Annotated in this window: 14 protein-coding genes; 7 read left to right on the forward strand and 7 right to left on the reverse strand. The window is 67.1% G+C overall.

Going from position 1 to position 16,401, the window contains the following annotated elements; all coding sequences use genetic code 11:
* Position 1: 1 nt before the first annotated feature.
* Positions 2 to 949 carry a glutathione synthase gene (gene gshB / locus FNA67_RS21280; RefSeq protein WP_147658048.1) on the forward strand — a complete coding sequence of 316 codons (948 nt, stop codon included), beginning with the start codon at positions 2 to 4 and terminating at the stop codon, positions 947 to 949.
* A 19-nt stretch (positions 950 to 968) separates the two neighbouring features.
* Positions 969 to 1,610: a MarC family protein gene (locus tag FNA67_RS21285; RefSeq protein WP_147658049.1), complete on the forward strand. Its 642-nt coding sequence runs from the start codon at positions 969 to 971 to the stop codon at positions 1,608 to 1,610.
* Between the two features lie 277 nt (positions 1,611 to 1,887).
* On the opposite strand, the gene FNA67_RS21290 is transcribed toward FNA67_RS21285, so the two are convergent.
* Entirely contained in the window at positions 1,888 to 2,706 is an 819-nt protein-coding gene (locus tag FNA67_RS21290) for a glycoside hydrolase family 25 protein (protein ID WP_049707061.1), read from the reverse strand.
* A 223-nt stretch (positions 2,707 to 2,929) separates the two neighbouring features.
* Between FNA67_RS21290 and FNA67_RS21295 the strand changes: the two genes are divergently transcribed.
* The gene (locus FNA67_RS21295) at positions 2,930 to 4,450 is read left to right on the forward strand and encodes a YifB family Mg chelatase-like AAA ATPase (protein ID WP_147658050.1); all 1,521 of its coding nucleotides are present in this window, start codon (positions 2,930 to 2,932) and stop codon (positions 4,448 to 4,450) included.
* 56 nt (positions 4,451 to 4,506) lie between these two features.
* Here FNA67_RS21295 and FNA67_RS21300 read toward each other — a convergent pair whose 3' ends face one another.
* The 6 genes from FNA67_RS21300 to FNA67_RS21325 form a co-directional block, all read right to left on the reverse strand.
* A complete protein-coding gene (locus tag FNA67_RS21300; RefSeq protein WP_049707063.1) occupies positions 4,507 to 5,451 on the reverse strand; it encodes an ABC transporter permease in 945 nt (314 codons plus the stop codon).
* Positions 5,448 to 6,569: an ABC transporter permease gene (locus FNA67_RS21305; protein WP_082202310.1), complete on the reverse strand. Its 1,122-nt coding sequence runs from the start codon at positions 6,567 to 6,569 to the stop codon at positions 5,448 to 5,450. The genes FNA67_RS21300 and FNA67_RS21305 overlap by 4 nt, the downstream gene beginning before the upstream one ends.
* Positions 6,566 to 8,113 carry an ABC transporter ATP-binding protein gene (locus FNA67_RS21310; protein WP_049707064.1) on the reverse strand — a complete coding sequence of 516 codons (1,548 nt, stop codon included), beginning with the start codon at positions 8,111 to 8,113 and terminating at the stop codon, positions 6,566 to 6,568. Before FNA67_RS21310 ends, FNA67_RS21305 begins: the two co-directional genes overlap by 4 nt.
* Positions 8,114 to 8,211: 98 nt before the next feature.
* Positions 8,212 to 9,261 carry a BMP family lipoprotein gene (locus tag FNA67_RS21315; protein WP_147658051.1) on the reverse strand — a complete coding sequence of 350 codons (1,050 nt, stop codon included), beginning with the start codon at positions 9,259 to 9,261 and terminating at the stop codon, positions 8,212 to 8,214.
* Between the two features lie 22 nt (positions 9,262 to 9,283).
* The gene (locus FNA67_RS21320; protein ID WP_147658052.1) at positions 9,284 to 10,231 is read right to left on the reverse strand and encodes a nucleoside hydrolase; all 948 of its coding nucleotides are present in this window, start codon (positions 10,229 to 10,231) and stop codon (positions 9,284 to 9,286) included.
* 1 nt (position 10,232) lies between these two features.
* A complete protein-coding gene (locus FNA67_RS21325) occupies positions 10,233 to 11,576 on the reverse strand; it encodes an amidohydrolase family protein (protein WP_147658053.1) in 1,344 nt (447 codons plus the stop codon).
* A gap of 174 nt (positions 11,577 to 11,750) precedes the next feature.
* On the opposite strand from FNA67_RS21325, the gene cdd reads away from it, so the two are divergent.
* The 4 genes from cdd (at position 11,751) to FNA67_RS21345 (ending at position 16,400) form a co-directional block, all read left to right on the forward strand.
* Complete coding sequence (gene cdd, locus FNA67_RS21330) at positions 11,751 to 12,704, forward strand: cytidine deaminase (RefSeq protein ID WP_147658054.1); 954 nt, start codon at positions 11,751 to 11,753, stop codon at positions 12,702 to 12,704.
* Positions 12,692 to 13,441 carry a creatininase family protein gene (locus tag FNA67_RS21335; protein WP_210246410.1) on the forward strand — a complete coding sequence of 250 codons (750 nt, stop codon included), beginning with the start codon at positions 12,692 to 12,694 and terminating at the stop codon, positions 13,439 to 13,441. The genes cdd and FNA67_RS21335 overlap by 13 nt, the downstream gene beginning before the upstream one ends.
* A gap of 2 nt (positions 13,442 to 13,443) precedes the next feature.
* Entirely contained in the window at positions 13,444 to 15,312 is a 1,869-nt protein-coding gene (locus FNA67_RS21340; RefSeq protein ID WP_147658055.1) for an adenine deaminase, read from the forward strand.
* Between the two features lie 83 nt (positions 15,313 to 15,395).
* On the forward strand, positions 15,396 to 16,400 hold the full coding sequence (locus tag FNA67_RS21345) for a LacI family DNA-binding transcriptional regulator (protein ID WP_210246411.1): 1,005 nt from the start codon (positions 15,396 to 15,398) through the stop codon (positions 16,398 to 16,400).
* Position 16,401: the final 1 nt, after the last annotated feature.

A 16,401-nucleotide genomic window follows, 5' to 3' on the forward strand; every position in this document is an offset into this window, starting at 1 on the left:
CATGACCCTAAAAGTCGCCGTGCAGATGGACCCCATCGCCTCGATCAATCCGCTGGGTGATTCGACCTTTGCGCTGATGCTGGAGGCGCAGGCGCGCGGGCACGAACTGGTCTATTACACCCCAGACAGCCTCGGGCTGCGCGACAACAAGGTCTCGGCCAACGTCGCGCCGGTAGAGGTTTTCGACCGGCCCAGGGGCGAGCATTTCGCGCTGGGCGCCTTCGCGCGCCGCGACCTGGCCGACTATGACGTGGTCCTCATGCGCCAGGATCCGCCTTTCGACATGAACTACATCACGCTCACCCACGTTCTCGAGCGCATCCATCCCGGGACACTGGTCGTCAATCCGCCGGCAGCGGTGCGCAACGCGCCCGAAAAGATCCTCGTCACCGAGTTTCCCGAGCTCATGCCGCCCACCCTCGTCACCCGGGACCGGGACCTCATCTACGCCTTCCGCAAGGAGCACGGGAACATCATCGTCAAGCCGCTCTACGGCAATGGCGGGGCCGGCGTCTTCTTCATCCAGGAAGGCGACCATAACCTGGCTTCGCTCCTCGAGCTCTTCGACCAGAACTATCGCGAGCCCTACATGATCCAGCGCTACCTGCCGGACGTGCGCAAGGGCGACAAGCGCATCATTCTGGTCGACGGCGAGCCGGTGGCCGGGCTCAACCGCATCCCCGCCGAAGGCGAGGCCCGCTCCAACATGCATGTGGGCGGCCGCCCCGAGCTTTCCCCGCTTAGCGAGCGCGAGCTCGAGATCTGCCGCGCCATCGGCCCGGCGCTCAAGGAGCGCGGCATGATCTTCGTGGGCATCGACGTCATCGGCGGCTACCTCACCGAGATCAACGTCACCTCCCCCACCGGCATCCGCGAGATCAAGCGCTTCGGCGGTCCGGACATCGCCGTTCTCATCTGGGATGCCATCGAAAGGAAGCGGGCGGCCTGACGGCCGCTCCGGACCAGCCATGCCGACCCAAACGCTGCTCGTCGCCTTCACGACCTTCTTCGCCACGATCGGGCCGGCCGACCTGGCGCTGGTGTTCCTGGCGCTCACCCGCGATTCGACGCCCGCCGAGCGGCGGCGCTTCGCGCTGCGCGGCGTGCTCATCGGCGGGGCGATCCTGCTGTTCTTCGCCGTGTTCGGGGAGGCGGTGCTCTCGCTCTTCGGCATCACCATTCCGGCGCTGCGCACCGCCGGTGGCGTGCTGCTGCTGCTGATCTCGATCGACATGGTCTTCGCCCGTCATTCGGGCGGCACCTCGACCACGACCGAAGAGGATGTGGAGGCGCGCACGCGCGAGGACATCTCGGTCTTTCCCCTCGCCACCCCGCTCATCGCCGGACCCGGCGCCATCTCGGCGATGATCCTGCTCATCACCAGTGCCGAGGGCGACTACGCCAAGGACGCCATGGTGATCCTGGCGCTGTTCCTCATCCTGGCTTTGACCTACGCCGCCCTGCGCCTCGCCATTCCCATCCAGCGATTGCTCGGGGTCACGGGCCTGCAGGTGGTTTCGCGCATCATCGGCGTGCTGCTTTCGGCGCTCGCGGTGCAGTTCATCTTCGATGGCGTGGGCTCGAGCGGGCTCATCCCCGGGCTGCAATGATTCACGTGAAGCAAAAGCAAGCGGCGGGTCCCCAGGACCCGCCGCTCAATCCGTTTCGCCGATAGTCGCCTTTCGCGCCCGCAGGCCCCTCACTTGGACTTGCTGCCGGGGATCGGCTTGCCTGCCGCAGCGGCCTTGGCGATGGCCTCCTTGCTCGGCTTCTTGGCTTCCTTGGTTTTGCGCTGCTGACCTTTTGCCATTTGGCTTTCCCTTCGCTCCAGGGCCGGCGCGGCCCGGAAAACCTAGGAACGCTAGACCCTTGGCCGGAAGCTGACAACTACTTCATTGAGGTGCATCGCCCCTGGGGTCCCAGCACCGAAAGTCCGCGCGGATCGCACCCGGTGAGCAGGAACATCGTCCACTCGTCCTCCCCGCCGTAAAAGACGTTGCGGTCCACCTCGCCGCGAACGCCCGGCATGGTTCCGGTCTGCGTCCACTGCCAGAAGGTCCAGCCGCGGCTGCTGTAGCGCATATGGGGCTCGGCAGCGGTCGAGCGCAGCCAGAACGGGTTGTCGAAGCTCTCCCCTTCCAGGATGTCGCGATGGAAGGTCATGTCGGTATAGATGATCGGCACCTTGCCGGTATGGGCTTCCATGGCCGTGACCATTACCCGGATCTTCTCGAGCGCGTCCTGCTTGGAGGGGCGGTTCTTGCAGCTCGAAAGGTGGTTCCACTCGAGGTCTAGCACCGGCGGCAACGCGGTCGGATCGACCGGTACCTTCTCGATGAACCAGGCCGCCTGCTCGGCCGCGGTGCGGCACCAGGTCATGAAATGATAGGCGCCATGCGCCATGCCGGCCGCCTTGGCCCGGTTCCAGTTGTCGTAGAACATCGGGTCGACATAGTCCCCGCCCTCGGTCGCCTTCATGTAGACGAAGCGGGTGCCCCCGGCGCGGGCGGCATTGAAATCGATGATGCCCTGGTAGCGCGCGATGTCGATGCCCTGGATCGGCATGTTGCGCGCCCGGTCGACGCCCGGATGGGGCTTGTTGTCGCCCTTGATCGGCCCCGAATAGCGGGCGCAGGCCGCGAGAACGGCCAGCAGCGCGATAAGTGCGACGGTCTTGGCGATCTGTCCGGGACGGGCAAAGGGCATTGGCAACACGCGGGAATGGGTACTGAAACGATAAAATTTGAATCAACATAGAGCGGTTAACGAATGCTTCCGCGCGCTCCCTCGGCCACCGCTTAACTCTCCGGCATGGTTAACGGCGGGGCGGCGACGGGCTTGGCGGGATCGTAAGAAGTCCCAATGGCGCGCCGGGCGGGGTGGGCGCAGTCTGGCTCTTCACGCAAGGCTGGGAGGCGCGGCGGGAGCAATGGTTTCGCGGGTGACCACGGTGGCGTTCCAGGGCATCGAGGCGGTGCCCGTCGACGTCCAAGCCCAGATCTCGCCGGGGATGCCCAGGTTCAATATCGTCGGATTGGCCGACAAGGCGGTCAAGGAGGCCAGCGAGCGCGTGCGCGCCGCCCTCTTCGCCTCCGGGCTCGGCCTGCCGCCCAAGCGCATCACCGTCAATCTCGCCCCGGCCGACCTGCCCAAGGAGGGCACGCATTTCGACCTGCCCATCGCCATGGCGCTGATGGCGGCCATCGGGGCGATTCCCCAGGATGCGCTCCAGGGCATCCTGGCGGTGGGTGAACTGGGCCTCGACGGACGCCTCACCGCCACCGCCGGCACGCTGCCCGCCGCCATCGCCGCCCAGGCGCGCGACATGCGCCTCGTCTGCCCCGAGGCGGCAGGACCGGAAGCCGCCTGGGCCGGCGAGGAGATCGACATCATCGCCACCGAAAGCCTGCTGGCGCTGGTCAACCACCTCTCAGGCCACCAGCTGGCCGCGCGCCCTGTCCCGCAGCGGCGGAGCGAGCCGGCCGGCCTGCCGGACCTGCGCGAGGTGCGCGGCCAGGAGGTGGCGCGCCGCGCCCTCGAAGTGGCGGCGGCCGGCGGCCACAACCTGCTCATGATCGGCCCGCCCGGGGCGGGCAAGTCCATGCTGGCCTCGCGTCTGCCCTCGATCCTGCCGCCGCTCAATCCGCGCGAGCTGCTCGACCTTTCCATGATCCAGTCGATTGCGGGCGAATTGGCCGACGGGGCGCTGTCCGACCGCCGCCCGTTCCGGGCGCCCCATCATTCGGCCTCGATGGCGGCGCTGGTCGGCGGCGGCATCAAGGTCCGGCCGGGCGAAGCGAGCCTGGCCCATAACGGCGTGCTCTTCCTCGACGAATTGCCCGAATTCTCCCCCCAGGTGCTCGACAGCCTGCGCCAGCCGCTCGAGGCGGGCGAAAGCGTCATTGCCCGCGCCAACGGGCGCGTCGCCTACCCGGCGCGCTTCCAGCTGGTGGCGGCGATGAACCCCTGCAAATGCGGGTTGGCCGGAACGCCCGGCCACAGCTGCCGGCGTGGCCCGGCCTGCGCCGCCGACTACCAGTCGCGCGTCTCAGGGCCCTTCCTCGACCGCATCGACCTGCGCATCGACGTGCCGGCGGTGACCGCCGCCGACATGATCGGCCCGCACGAGGCCGAGCCATCCGCCGCCGTGGCCGCGCGCGTGGCGCGGGCCCGGGATCGCCAACGCGAACGCTATCTGCGCCACGGCGCCCCCGACATCCACACCAATGCGGCCGCCGGGCCCACCCTCATCGAGACCGTGGTCGAGCCCGATCGCGAGAGCCAGGAACTGCTGCTCAAGGCCGCCGAGCGCTTCTCGCTGTCGGCGCGCGCCTATCACCGCGTGCTCAAGGTGGCCCGCACCCTCGCCGATCTCGCCGGCAGTGAGAAGGTCAAGCGTCCCCATATCGCCGAGGCCCTGGGCTACCGGGTGAACCTGCAGGCGGGCTGAAACGAAAAGGGCCCCGGCGAACCGGAGCCCCTGTTTCAAGATGCGGCCAGGAGGCGTCAGGCCAGGCCCTTGACCCGCAACCGGCGCTGCACGCGATAGCTGAAGGCGAAAAGCGCCAGCACCGTCACCACGAACGGGATCATGTGGATGAGTTCGGCCGGGATCCAGTTGAAAAGGTTGGGCATTACGATCGAGAGCGCCTCGAAGACGCCGAAGAGCAGCGCCGCCCACATGGCGCCCACCGGATGGCGCGCCCCGAGCAGCACCGCGCCCAGGGCGATGAAGCCGCGTCCGGCGGTCATCTCGCGGGTGAACCCGATATAGTTGAACATGGCCAGCTGCGCCCCGCCGAGGCCCGCCAGCGCGCCCGAGACCACGAGGCTCCAGGCCCGGACCTTGTTGACCGCGATGCCGGCCGCTTCGGGCGCCGCCGGATATTCGCCCACCCCGCGCAGCCACAGGCCCCAGGGCGTGCGGTAGAGGAAATACCAGATGAGAAAGACCGTCAGCGCCACGAGCCAGGAGAGGATCGAATGGCCCGAGAGGAACGCGGTGAGCGTCGGCCCGATCCCCGGAATGGCCGAGAGGAAGGACAGATCGACCGCCGGCACCGCCTTGGAGGGCAGGTTGATGGAGGTACCCTTGTCCCCGCCCGTGGCGAGCGTGAGCGCATAGACCGTGGCGCCGACCGCGAAGATGTTGACGGCAAAGCCGACCAGGATGATGTCGGCCTTGAGCTTGAGGTGGAAGAAGGCCATGAGGGCCCCGAGCAGGCCGCCGGCCACCAGCGCGGCGAAGACCGCCACGTACCAGGGGGCATAGACCGAAACCACCACGGCCGTCAGGCACGCCACCAGCATCATGCCCTCGAGCGCCACGTTGAGGGCGCCCGAAAGATCGGAGATCAGCCCGCCCAGGGCCGCGAACAGCAGCGGGGTGGTGGTGCGGATGACGGTGACGAAGAACGTCGCCGAGAAGACGGTGAGCAGAAGTTCGGTCACGGCTGCGTCTCCTGGACCTTATGGGGCACGGGCGGCTCGCCTGCCGGCCTGGTGATGCGGGCGAGCAGCTTCTTGCCTGGAACGGTGAAGGACGAGGCGACCAGCAGGATGATCACCGCCTGGACGACGCCGATCACCTCGGCCGGCACGTCGGTGCGGATCCCCATCAGGGTCGCGCCCTGGCGCAGGTAGCCATAGAACAGCGCCACCACCGGCACGGCCAGCGGGCGGCTGCGCGCCACGATGGCGATGAGGATGCCCTCGAAGGCAAGCCCGCCTTCGAACAGGATCGTGAGCTTGCCGAAGGCCTGCCCGTTGACGAACATCGAGCCGAGCAGCCCGCCCAGGCCGCCGGCCACCGTCATGGCCGAGACCATGATGAAGGTCGAACGGATGCCCGAATACTCGGCGAACTTGGGGTTGTGCCCGACGAGGCGCAGCTTGAGCCCCCAGCTGGTGCGGTAGAGCGCGAACCACACCGCCAGCACGCAGACGATGGCGATGATCAGGCCCAGGTCGATGCGGGTATTGGCCACGAGCGCCGGGAACACCGCGGTCTTGGGGAAGGGATCGGTCATCAGCAGCCCCTTGCCCGGAGGCGAGAGCTGGGCGCGGATGAGATAGTTGACGATGTCGATGGCGATGTAGTTGAGCATCAGCGAGGAGACGATCTCGTTGGCGCCCAGCTTGGCCTTGGCATAGCCGGGAATGAAGCCGTAGACGGCGCCCGCCAGGGTCGCGGCCACCATGCAGAGCGGAATGGCCGCCCAGGTGGTGCCGAGCGGGGACATGGCCACATAGGTCGCCGCCAGCGCCCCCATATAGACCTGGCCCTGTACGCCCATCGAGAACTGCCGCGCCTGGAAGACGAGGCTGAAGGCAAGGCCGGTGACCGTGAGCTTGGCCACGTCGTCGATCCACAGGCCAATGGTGCGCTGCTTCTGGAGCGGGGCGACCAGCAGCTGGTACATCGCCTCGAACGGGGCCTTGGAGGTGAAGAGCACCACCACGAACGCCACGATCAGCGCAATGACGAGCGCGGAGATGCCGCGGAAAGCCTCGCGGCGGAAGACGGCCCAGCGCGAATGCGGGTTGGGGACGGAGGTGGTCGCGCTCATTTGAGGGCCGCTCGCATTTCGTCGGGCGTCTGCGTGGAAAGCCCGAGCATGTAGGTGCCCAGGGTTTCGGGAGCCAGATCGCCCCTGTTGAGGAAGGCCGCCACGATCCTGCCGCGGTAAAAGACCAGCAGCCGGTCGGAAAGCGCCAGGAGTTCGGAAAGGTCGGCCGACGAGAGCAGCACCGCCGCTCCCGCATCGCGCGCATCGGTGATCGAGCGCCAGATGAACTGGGTGGCGCCCAGGTCGACGCCGCGCGTCGGCTGGCTGACGAGCAGCAGCTGGGGCTGCTCGGAAAGCTCGCGCGCCACCACCACCTTCTGCATGTTGCCGCCCGAGAGCGTGCCGACGGCGGCGTTGGGGCCCGAGACGCGGATCGAGAAACGCTCGATGAGCTTGCGGGCATTGGCGCCGATCGCCTTGAGGTCGAGCAGGCCATTGCGCACGTAGCGGCGGTCGTTGAGCTTGGTGGCAACGAGGTTCTCGGCCACCGAGGCGCCGGTGGCGAGCCCGGAGGCAATGCGATCCTCCGGAATCGAGGCGAGCCCGATGCCGCGCCGCTCGAGTACCGAAAGCGGCACCACGTTCGAGCCGTCCAGGTCAATGGCGCCGGCCGCCACCGGCCGCAGCCCGGCCACCGCTTCGAGGAGTTCGGCCTGCCCGTTCCCCTCCACGCCCACGAGCCCGACGATCTCGCCGGCATGGACGTTGAGCGAAAGGTCGGCGCAGACCTCGTTGCCGCGCTCGTTGAGGATGGTGACGTTCTGGACGGCGCAGACGCGCCGGCTCTGGTCGGTATCGGCGCGGTCGACCTTGAGGGCGACTTCGCGCCCGACCATGAGCGTAGCCAGGCTCTGCTCGGTGACTTCCCTGGCCTTGACCTGCCCCACCGTCTTGCCCGCCCGCATCACGGTGATGCTGTCGGAAATCTCGAGCACTTCGGGGAGCTTGTGGGCGATGAAGATGACCGTGCGGCCCTGGGCCACCAGCGAGCGGATGGCGACGAAGAGCTCGGCGACTTCCTGGGGCGCCAGCACGGCGGTGGGTTCGTCCAGGATCAGGATCCGGGCGTTGCGATAAAGGGCCTTGAGGATCTCCACGCGCTGCTGTTGCCCGACGGGGAGCGAACCCACGGGCGGCAGGGGGTCGACCTGGAGGCGGAATTTTTCCGAGAGCGCGCGCACTTCGGCAATGGCCTTGGCGCGGTCGAACTTGATGCCGGCATGGGGCTCGGACCCCAGGACGACGTTTTCATAGACCGAGAAGGACGGCACCAGCGAGAAGTGCTGGAACACCATGCCGATGCCGGCGTCGATGGCTTCGCGCGGATTGGCGAAACTGACCGGCTTGCCGTCGAGCCGCAGCTCGCCGCGATCGGGGTGCTCGATACCGAAAAGGATCTTCATAAGCGTCGATTTGCCGGCGCCGTTCTCGCCGACCACGGCGTGGACCTCTCCGGCGTTGACCGAAAGGTTCACCCCATCGTTGGCCACGGTTCCACCGGGATAGGTCTTGCCGATCCCGATTGCCTCAAGGAGTGGAGCCATGCTGCTTCGTTCCTGCCCTTTGTGAAACGCCCGGCGCTGAACCCCGAGCGTTGCAGAAATAACCCCGCCGGACCAGAGCCGCGGCGGGGTTATCAGACTTACTTCATGACGGTGTCGACGACGATCTCGCCCGACTTGATCTTGGCTTCCTGCGCGTCGACCTCGGCGCGCACGTCGGCCGGCACGATTTTCTCGTACTGGGCGTTCTTGGAGATGCCCACCGCGCCGTCGGCGAGGCCGAGCAGCAGCTTGTTGCCATAGGGGGCAGTGCCGTCGATCGTCTGCTTGAGAGCGGTCTCGAGGGACTGGCCGACCTTCTTTTCCACCGAGGTGAAGATCACGTCGGCCTGGGCCGGATCGGTGGGCGCGAAGATGGCGGCCTGGTCGCTGTCCACGCCGACGGCCAGCTTGCCCGAGTCACGGACGGCCTGCAGCGCGCCGATGCCGGTGCCGCCGGCGATCGGGAAGACGATGTCCACGCCCTGGGCGATCTGGGCGAGAGCCAGTTCCTTGCCCTTGGCCGGGTCGACGAACGAGCCGGCGACGGCGCGGGTGACGCTCACGTCGGGATTGGCGGCCTTGGCGCCCTGCTCGAAGCCGACGGCGAAGTCGACCACGGTCGGACCTTCAGCGCCCAGGATTTCGCCGAGCTTGCCGGTCTGGGAGATCTTGGCGGCGGCATAACCGGCCAGGTACCCGGCGGTCGAGGTCTGATAGGTGATGGCCAGTACGTTGCCGAAATTGCCGGTCGAGAAATCCGGGGCGTCATCGAAAATGATGAACTTCTTGTCCGGATACTGGGGCGCCAGCTCGGAGAGGAACCCGGTCATATCGAAGGTGCCCACGATGATGACGTCATAGTCGCTGTCGGCGGCGTCGGCGAAGGCAGGCTGCCACTTGCCGCGATCGGCGCCCGCTTCGATGACCTTGAGGGTCACGGGCAGGTCCTTGGTGGCCTGCTCGAGACCGGCCGCGGCGGAATCGAAGAAGCTCTTGTCGCCGAGGGTGCCATGGACAACCAGGGCAACCTTGAGCGGATTGTCCTTGTTGTATTCCTGGGCGGAGACGGCCGGCACGGCGGCCGTGGCGAGGCCTGCCGCGACGAGCAGCCCGGCCGAGGCGTTTCGAAGGGATTTGAGGAAGGACATACGCACTCCTTGGGTGTGCTTGTTAGGATGGATAGGCGGCGGAAACAGCATAGAGGCTGGCGAGCCGTTCGGCATCGACTTCCTCGATGATGGTAACTTTGGGAGAGCCGAGGCGCCCCGAGGGATCGATCACGGTCATGCCACGGGTGAGCCCCGGCGCCAGCGACACCCCGATCGAAGCCGAAAGGCTCCGCGTGACGATCCCCGGCTCGAGGAGCACGGCGGCCGCCAGCGGATCGACGAGATCGAGGCAATCGGCCCCGCCCCGGGCCATGGTGCCCTGCCGGATATGGCGAGCCAGCGCCTGGGAGAAATCGCGCACGGGCGAAGCCGGCAGGCTGGCGAAAAGCGCGTCGACGGCCTCCCCGGAAATCGGGTGTTTGAGGCACGGCTCCCAGGGCACGACCACCATGTCGATGGCAGACGAAAACACGATCTCGGCCGCTTCCGGATCGGCGAAGATGTTGAACTCGGCTGCCGGGGTGACATTGCCGCGGCCATAAACGGTGGCGCCCATGATGGTGAGCCGGCCGATGCCGGCGGCGATGGCCGGCTCGGTGCGCAGGGCCAGCGCCAGGTTGGTCAGCGGCCCGATCATCAGCATGTCGACCTTGAGACCGCTCCGGGCCGCCTCGCGAAAGCTCGCGCGCAGGAAGGCGACCGCATCGTCCGATGCCGGCGCATCGACCCGAGCGGGACGCGGCGCGCCGCCCAGGCCGTCTTCGCCATGGATGTCGGTGGCGTCGATGGTTTTCTGCACCAGCGGACGATCGGCGCCCTTGTGCACGGGCACCGAGACGCCGGCGGTGGCAAGGGTTGCCAGGATATTGTCGGTGGCGGCGTCGAGGCCGACATTGCCGAAGACGGTGGTCACCGCCACCGGCGTGCGCCCGTGGGCGATGAGCAACAGCAGCGCCTGGGCATCGTCGACACCGCCATCGGTGTCCAGGATCAGCTTGTTCGCGCTCAACTCAGGCAACTTTCCTGGCCTTGGCCACACGGTCCCAGAACGCCTCGTAGGTGCTGGAATACTGCGCCCGGATCTCGGCGTAGTCCTGCCGCAAGAGCTTGCGGTCGGCAACTAGCCTTTCGCCCGATACCCACACATGTCGCACGTCCCGCCCGCTGCCCGAATAGACGAGCACGGTCTCGATATCGGGGGTTTCCGAGTAGCCCGGGCCCGAAAGGTCGATGGCGATGATGTCGGCGGCCTTGCCGGCCTCGAGGCTGCCGATCTCGTGGTCGAGGCCAAGGGCCCTGGCCCCCTCGATCGTGGCCATGCGCACCAGCTCGCGGCTCGAAATCGGCTGCGCCACGCCCTCGCGATGCGAGGCGACCAGTCCAGCCACCCGCATCTCGGCGACCATGTCATAGGAATTGTTGGCCGCCACATTGTCCGTGCCCAGCCCGACCACGACCCCGGCTTCGCGCAGCTTGACCGCCGGGCAGATGCCTTCGCGGCCCGAGCGCAGGCCGGCCGTGGCGCAATAGGCGACCGAGGCGGCGGGCGACTTGGCGAAGATGGCGATGTCCTCGTCCGAAAGGTCGAGGCAATGGGCGGCGTGGACGCGCCCGTTGAAGAACCCGTCGCGATCGAGCGCCTGGGTCGCGGTGAGCCCATAGCGCTTGAGCGTTTCCTCGTTGTCCTCCGGGCCTGCCGCCATATGCAGGTGCATGCCCACCCCGTATTTCATCGCCACGGCGACTTCGGCGCGCAGGAGGTTTTCGGAGTTGTCGACATAGGGAGCGTGCGGGCCGAACCAGGGCACGATGCGCCCGTCGGCCGAGCGCTGCTGCTCGATGAAGGCCGACGCCTTGGCCAGCTCCTCGGCGCCGCGTTCCTCGTCGCCCAGCTGCACGATGCCATAGGCGATGACGGCGCGAATGCCGGCCTGCGACACCGCCTCGGCGATCTCCTCGGCGAAGAAATACTGGTCGCAGAACGTGGTCGTGCCCGAGAGCACCATCTCGGCGCAGGAGAGTTTTACCGCCGGGCCGATATCGGAGGCGATCAAGGACAGCTCGGGCTCGCGGATGGAGTTGTACCAGCCTTCCATGGTGAGCAGGCTCTGCCCTTCCGAGCGTCCGCGGAACAGCACCATGGCCGAGTGGGTGTGAGCGTTGACGAGCCCGGGCATCACCAGGTGCCCGGCAAGGTCGACGACTTCGTCGAAAAGCGCTGCTTCCGGGATCGCCGCCTTCGGGCCGACGCCGCTGATGCGCCCATCGCGGATGGCCACCCAGCCGTCCTCGATGACACGGTTTTCAGCATCCACGGTGAGCAGAGTGGCGCCGTGGAGAAGCGTCGATACCATTTGACCCCCAACTGGTAAACCGGTTTACATGTCGATCTAATGACAGTCCGGCGGGTGTTGTCAAATGCTATTGCGGCGGCACTACGGATCAATGCACAAATTGTTGGCTGCTTTGTGATCTGCCCAAGAAGGCAGCAAAGGCAGCTCCTTTCCAGGCCATGGAGCGCGTGAGCGGTGAGCCTTAATCCCTTTGTCGCGGACACGTCCTTCCGCTCCCGGATCGAAACCGTTGCCGCCGAGATCGGCCCTGCCCTCAATGCCGCGGTCGCCGAGCGGCTGGCGGCGCGGCGGCGCGAGGCATCGCTCAACCTTGGCGGTGTCCTGCTGGCCGGGGAGGCCGCCCGGATCGTGGCCGATTTCGGCCTCGCTGGGGTCGAGGACCTGATGGTGCTGGTCCTGCCCACCGCCCAGGCCATCGCCAGCCCGCCCATCTCGAACTTCTTCGTCGGCTCGGTCGGGCTCGAGGCCCAAAGCGGCAACCTGGTCTTCGGCGGCAATGTCGAGTTTCCCCGGACCCATCTCGGCTTCACCCTTCATGGGGAAGGGTTCGTGTTCACCCGCGCCTTTTCGCGCGGCACCTCGATCGCCAAGATCGCCATCGGCGAGGCGCACCCTTGCGCCCATTGCCGCCAGTACCTCTCCGAGTTCGCCACCACCCGGGACCTGCGGCTCATCGATCCGCTCGGCCACGACCTCACAATGGCCCAGCTCTATCCCTGGCCATTCGACCCGGCCTATCTGGGCGAGCCGGGCGCCATGCCGCAGGCGGTGCCCTGGCCCGACCTGGCGCTGGCGGACGAGCATCCGCTGGGCGAAAAGCTGCTCGCCGTCGGCCGGCGCGCGCACACGCCCTATGGCAAATCGCCCTCGGCAATCGTATTGACGCTCACGGACGGCGCGACCGTCAGCGGCGCCTCGATCGAAAGCGTGGCCTTCAACCCCACGATCGGCCCGCTGCAGGCGGCAATCGTCGATCTGCTCGCCCATGGCTATCGCTATGGCGACATAGAATCGGCGGTTCTCGGCACTGTCCGCGACGGCGCGGTGGATTATTCCCGCAGCGTCACCGAATTGCTGGGCGCCATTGCGCCCGACGCCAAACTCGAAATCCTGGGATGGACGATCTGATGCTCGATGTTGCCAAGGCCAGTTGGGTGCAAGTCAAAGACGCCGCCGACAGGGGCGTGCTGGCGGTGCTTGCCGTCGGCGCGGTCGAGCAGCACGGCGCCCACCTGCCGCTCCTGACCGACACCGTGCTCGCCGCTGGAGTGGCGCGGCGGGTCGCCCAGGGCCTCGACGCCCTGCTGCTGCCGCCCGTCGCCTATGGCGATGCCTGGAACAATGAAGGCTTTGCCGGCACGATCTCGCTTTCCCCCACGACCCTGCGCGCCGTGGTGGAAGACATCGGGCGGGGCCTCCACCGCATCGGGGTCAAGGGGCTCCTGACCGTCAACGGCCATTTCGGCAACCGCGAACCGATCGCGCTGGCGGCCCGCACCCTGGCCGAGCTCGGACTCCCCGTCCTCCACCTCGACTACCCAAAGCTGGAAGTGTTCGCCGGTGAGGTCTGCGACAGCGCGCCGGCCGGCAACCATTTCTATCACGCCGATGAGGTGGAAACCTCCATGATGCTGGCCCTGGCCGCCGAGACCGTGGCCATGGACAAGGCCGCGCCCGAATACCCGGCCTTTCCCGAGACCTTCGGGCTCGAGCCGATGCAGCTCTCGACCTTCAACCGTTCGGGCGTCTTCGGCGACCCGCGCCCGGCCACCGCCGAAAAGGGCGAGGCCCTTATCCGGAAAATCGTGGAGGAGAGCCTGCGGCTCGCCGCCATCTGGAAAACCCGGCACTCTATTGGACTTTGACCATGGCTGACCTTCCCGACGATCTTCTCATCAACGGCGCCGACGAAGTCGCCATCCGCCAGGACCTGGCGCTGGTGGCGCTGGGCAAGCGTCCCGCCGACAAATCCCTGCGTGTCGGACGTCTGCTCGACGTCCACGGGCGCCGCTGGCACGAGGACCAGGAAATCGTCATCCGCGGCCGCCGCGTCGCCTGGGTCGGCCCGGCCGGCGCCTATAAGGGCGAGATCACCGGCGAGCGCGTCCACGAACCCGACCTCGCCGCCGTTCCCGGGTTCGGCGAGATCCACAAGCATATCGAAAGCTCGCACCTGACGCCCGAATATGAGGCGGCGCTGGTCCTGCCCTTCGGCTCCACCTGGACCTGCGAAGCCTCCCACGAATTCTCCAATGTCGACGGGCCGCACAATCTCGAGTTCTGGCTCAAGGCCCGCCTCGCCGGCAGCCCCAACAAGATCTTCCCGCTTCCCGGCTCGGCCGTGCCGCCCACCGCCTACGAATGGGGCGGCGGCCATTTCGGCTATGACGAGCAACAGAAGTTCCTGATGCAATCGCTGATGGTGGCGGGCCTGGACGAGGTTATGGACTGGCCCGCCGTCTGGAACCCGGAAAATCCCTCCTATGAGCGCCTCTGGGGCATGATCCGCGCTACCTTCGAGCAGCGCGGCGTGGTGGAAGGCCATGCGGCGGGGCTCAGGGAACTCCCCGAGATCAACGCCTTTGCCGGCGCCGGCCTCTCCTCGGACCATGAAGCCTGGACCCCCGAGGAGGTGCGCGAAAAGCTGCGCCGCGGCCTCTTCATGGAATTGCGGCCCCATTCCCTGCCCGATATCGTCAAGGGCCTGCTTGCCGAGGGACAGCAGGATTGGTCCCAATTCGCGCTCTGCACCGATGACCGCTCCTGCTCGGACACCATGAAGCTGGGCGCCACCGACCACAATGTACGCGTTGCCATCGAGAACGGCCTCGCCCCCGAAATCGCCATTCAGCTCGTCACCATCAATCCGGCGCGTCACATGCGCCTCACCCCCTGGGTGGGCTCGATCGCGCCGGGACGCTATGCCGACATAGTTCTGCTTTCCGACGTCGAGAAGCTCGAAATCGCCAAGGTCTGGGCCGATGGCGGGCCGGTGTCGGAAGGCCGGCGGTACACGGCGCCGATCCCCAGGATCGACTGGCCGGAATGGGCGACCCGAACCGTCAACATCGCGCGCGACCTGAGCGCGGACGACTTCGCCATCCCCGCCGAGCCGGGCCGGCAGACCATGCAGGCCGCGCTCCTGCGGCCCTTCCACTGGTCGGACGAATTTATCACAATGGACTTGCCCGTCGCGGCAGGCCAAGTGCAGCGCGATGAAACGCGCAATGTCACCAAATTCGCCATCGTCGATCGCTTCTCGGGCGAGGGCAAGGTCGCCAGGATGTTCTGGTTGGGCACGGGACCGAAGACGCCCGACACCGCCCTCGCCTGCTCGATGGGCCATGACAAGCACAATATCTGGGTCGTCGGCTCGTCCGATGCCGCCATGGCCATGGCCGTCAACGCACTGCGCCAGAGCCAGGGCGGCTGGGCCCTGGTGCGCGAGGGCGAGCTCGTGGCCACGGTCGGCTACGAGGTGGGTGGCCTCATGACCGCTCGCCCGCCCGAAGCGCTCGACGCCGAGATGAAGCACCTCTATGCCGAGGGCGAAAAGGTCGAGTGGATGTACGAACCCACCTTCTCGCCGCGCTGGTGGCCGGGTTTCCCGGAGCGCCTGGCCTTTGCCACCCTCACCTGCGCGCCCTGGCGCTGGGTGCTGGTGGCGCCCTCTCCGCTGGCGCCCGAAGGGTTCGTCAACGTGCAGACGGGAGCGACCCATCCGATCGTTTGGTGATATCGGGGCCGGAAAACGACTTACTAAACCGCTTTACTAAAGCGTTTCTGTGATCTATCGCTTATATGGCTGAGGGGAGCCTTATGGCCACGATTCACGACGTAGCTGAAGATGCCGGTGTGTCGCCGACCACTGTCTCGCGCTATCTCAACAACCGCATCGAATTGCCGGCGGCGACGGCCGCCCGCATCGACGCCTCGATCGCCAAGCTCGACTACCGGCCGAACCTGCTGGCCAAGCGTCTCTCGACCGGCAAGACCGAGGCCATCGGCCTCGTCGCCCCCGAGATCGGCAACCCGTTCTTCGCCGAACTTGCCTCCGCCGTGGAGGACGAGGCGGAAAACCACGGCTACGCCGTCTTCATGTCCTCCACGCACGGCCGGCGCGAGCGCGAGATCGCCTGCCTCAACCGCCTCTCGGACCGCCATGTGGACGGCCTGATCATGATGACCAACGCGCCCGACGACGGCTCGCTCGCCCGGCTCATCGCCGGCCACGAGAACGTGGTCATGATCGACGAGGAAATCCCGGGCGTGAACGCCCCGCGCGTCTATGCCGACAATATTTCGGGCGGCTATCTCGCCGGCCGGCACCTGATCGAGATGGGCCACACCCGCATCGGCATGATCGGCGGCCCCGAGGGCCTGTTTTCGGTGGGCGAGCGCCGCGCCGGCTTCGAAAGGGCCCTGGCCGAGGCCGGCCTGGCCTTGGCGCCACAAGACGTGTTCCTGGGTGAATATACCCGCGACTTCGGCCGGGCCGCCGCGCTCGACCTGCTCGCCCGCGCCGATCGGCCCACCGCCGTCTTCGCCCAGAGCGACTACAACGCCATCGGCATTCTCGGGGCGCTGCGCGAACTGGGATTGGCGGCGCCCAAGGACCTTTCCATCGTCGGCTTCGACGACATGCCCTTTGCCGAGCTCACCAGCCCGGCGCTGACGACGATCCGCCAGCCGATCGCCGCCATCGGGCGCTTGGGGTTCCAGACCCTGCTGGCGCTTCTCAACAAGCAGGACGTGGCGGACGTGACGCAATTGCCGGTGGAACTGGTGATCCGCGACTCGGTCGCCCGCCCACCCAAGGACTAGA

The sequence above is a fragment of the Youhaiella tibetensis genome, from assembly GCF_008000755.1.
Classification (GTDB): Bacteria; Pseudomonadota; Alphaproteobacteria; order Rhizobiales; family Devosiaceae; genus Paradevosia; species Paradevosia tibetensis.

Excerpts from the sequence above, each read along its gene's own strand:
- gshB (WP_147658048.1), top strand. The coding sequence starts at position 2 with ATGACCCTAAAAGTCGCCGTGCAGATGGACCCCATCGCCTCGATCAAT.
- FNA67_RS21285 (WP_147658049.1), top strand. The coding sequence starts at position 969 with ATGCCGACCCAAACGCTGCTCGTCGCCTTCACGACCTTCTTCGCCACG.
- FNA67_RS21290 (WP_049707061.1), bottom strand. The coding sequence starts at position 2,706 with ATGCCCTTTGCCCGTCCCGGACAGATCGCCAAGACCGTCGCACTTATC.
- FNA67_RS21295 (WP_147658050.1), top strand. The coding sequence starts at position 2,930 with ATGGTTTCGCGGGTGACCACGGTGGCGTTCCAGGGCATCGAGGCGGTG.
- FNA67_RS21305 (WP_082202310.1), bottom strand. The coding sequence starts at position 6,569 with ATGAGCGCGACCACCTCCGTCCCCAACCCGCATTCGCGCTGGGCCGTC.
- FNA67_RS21310 (WP_049707064.1), bottom strand. The coding sequence starts at position 8,113 with ATGGCTCCACTCCTTGAGGCAATCGGGATCGGCAAGACCTATCCCGGT.
- FNA67_RS21315 (WP_147658051.1), bottom strand. The coding sequence starts at position 9,261 with ATGTCCTTCCTCAAATCCCTTCGAAACGCCTCGGCCGGGCTGCTCGTC.
- FNA67_RS21325 (WP_147658053.1), bottom strand. The coding sequence starts at position 11,576 with ATGGTATCGACGCTTCTCCACGGCGCCACTCTGCTCACCGTGGATGCT.
- FNA67_RS21335 (WP_210246410.1), top strand. The coding sequence starts at position 12,692 with ATGGACGATCTGATGCTCGATGTTGCCAAGGCCAGTTGGGTGCAAGTC.
- FNA67_RS21340 (WP_147658055.1), top strand. The coding sequence starts at position 13,444 with ATGGCTGACCTTCCCGACGATCTTCTCATCAACGGCGCCGACGAAGTC.
- FNA67_RS21345 (WP_210246411.1), top strand. The coding sequence starts at position 15,396 with ATGGCCACGATTCACGACGTAGCTGAAGATGCCGGTGTGTCGCCGACC.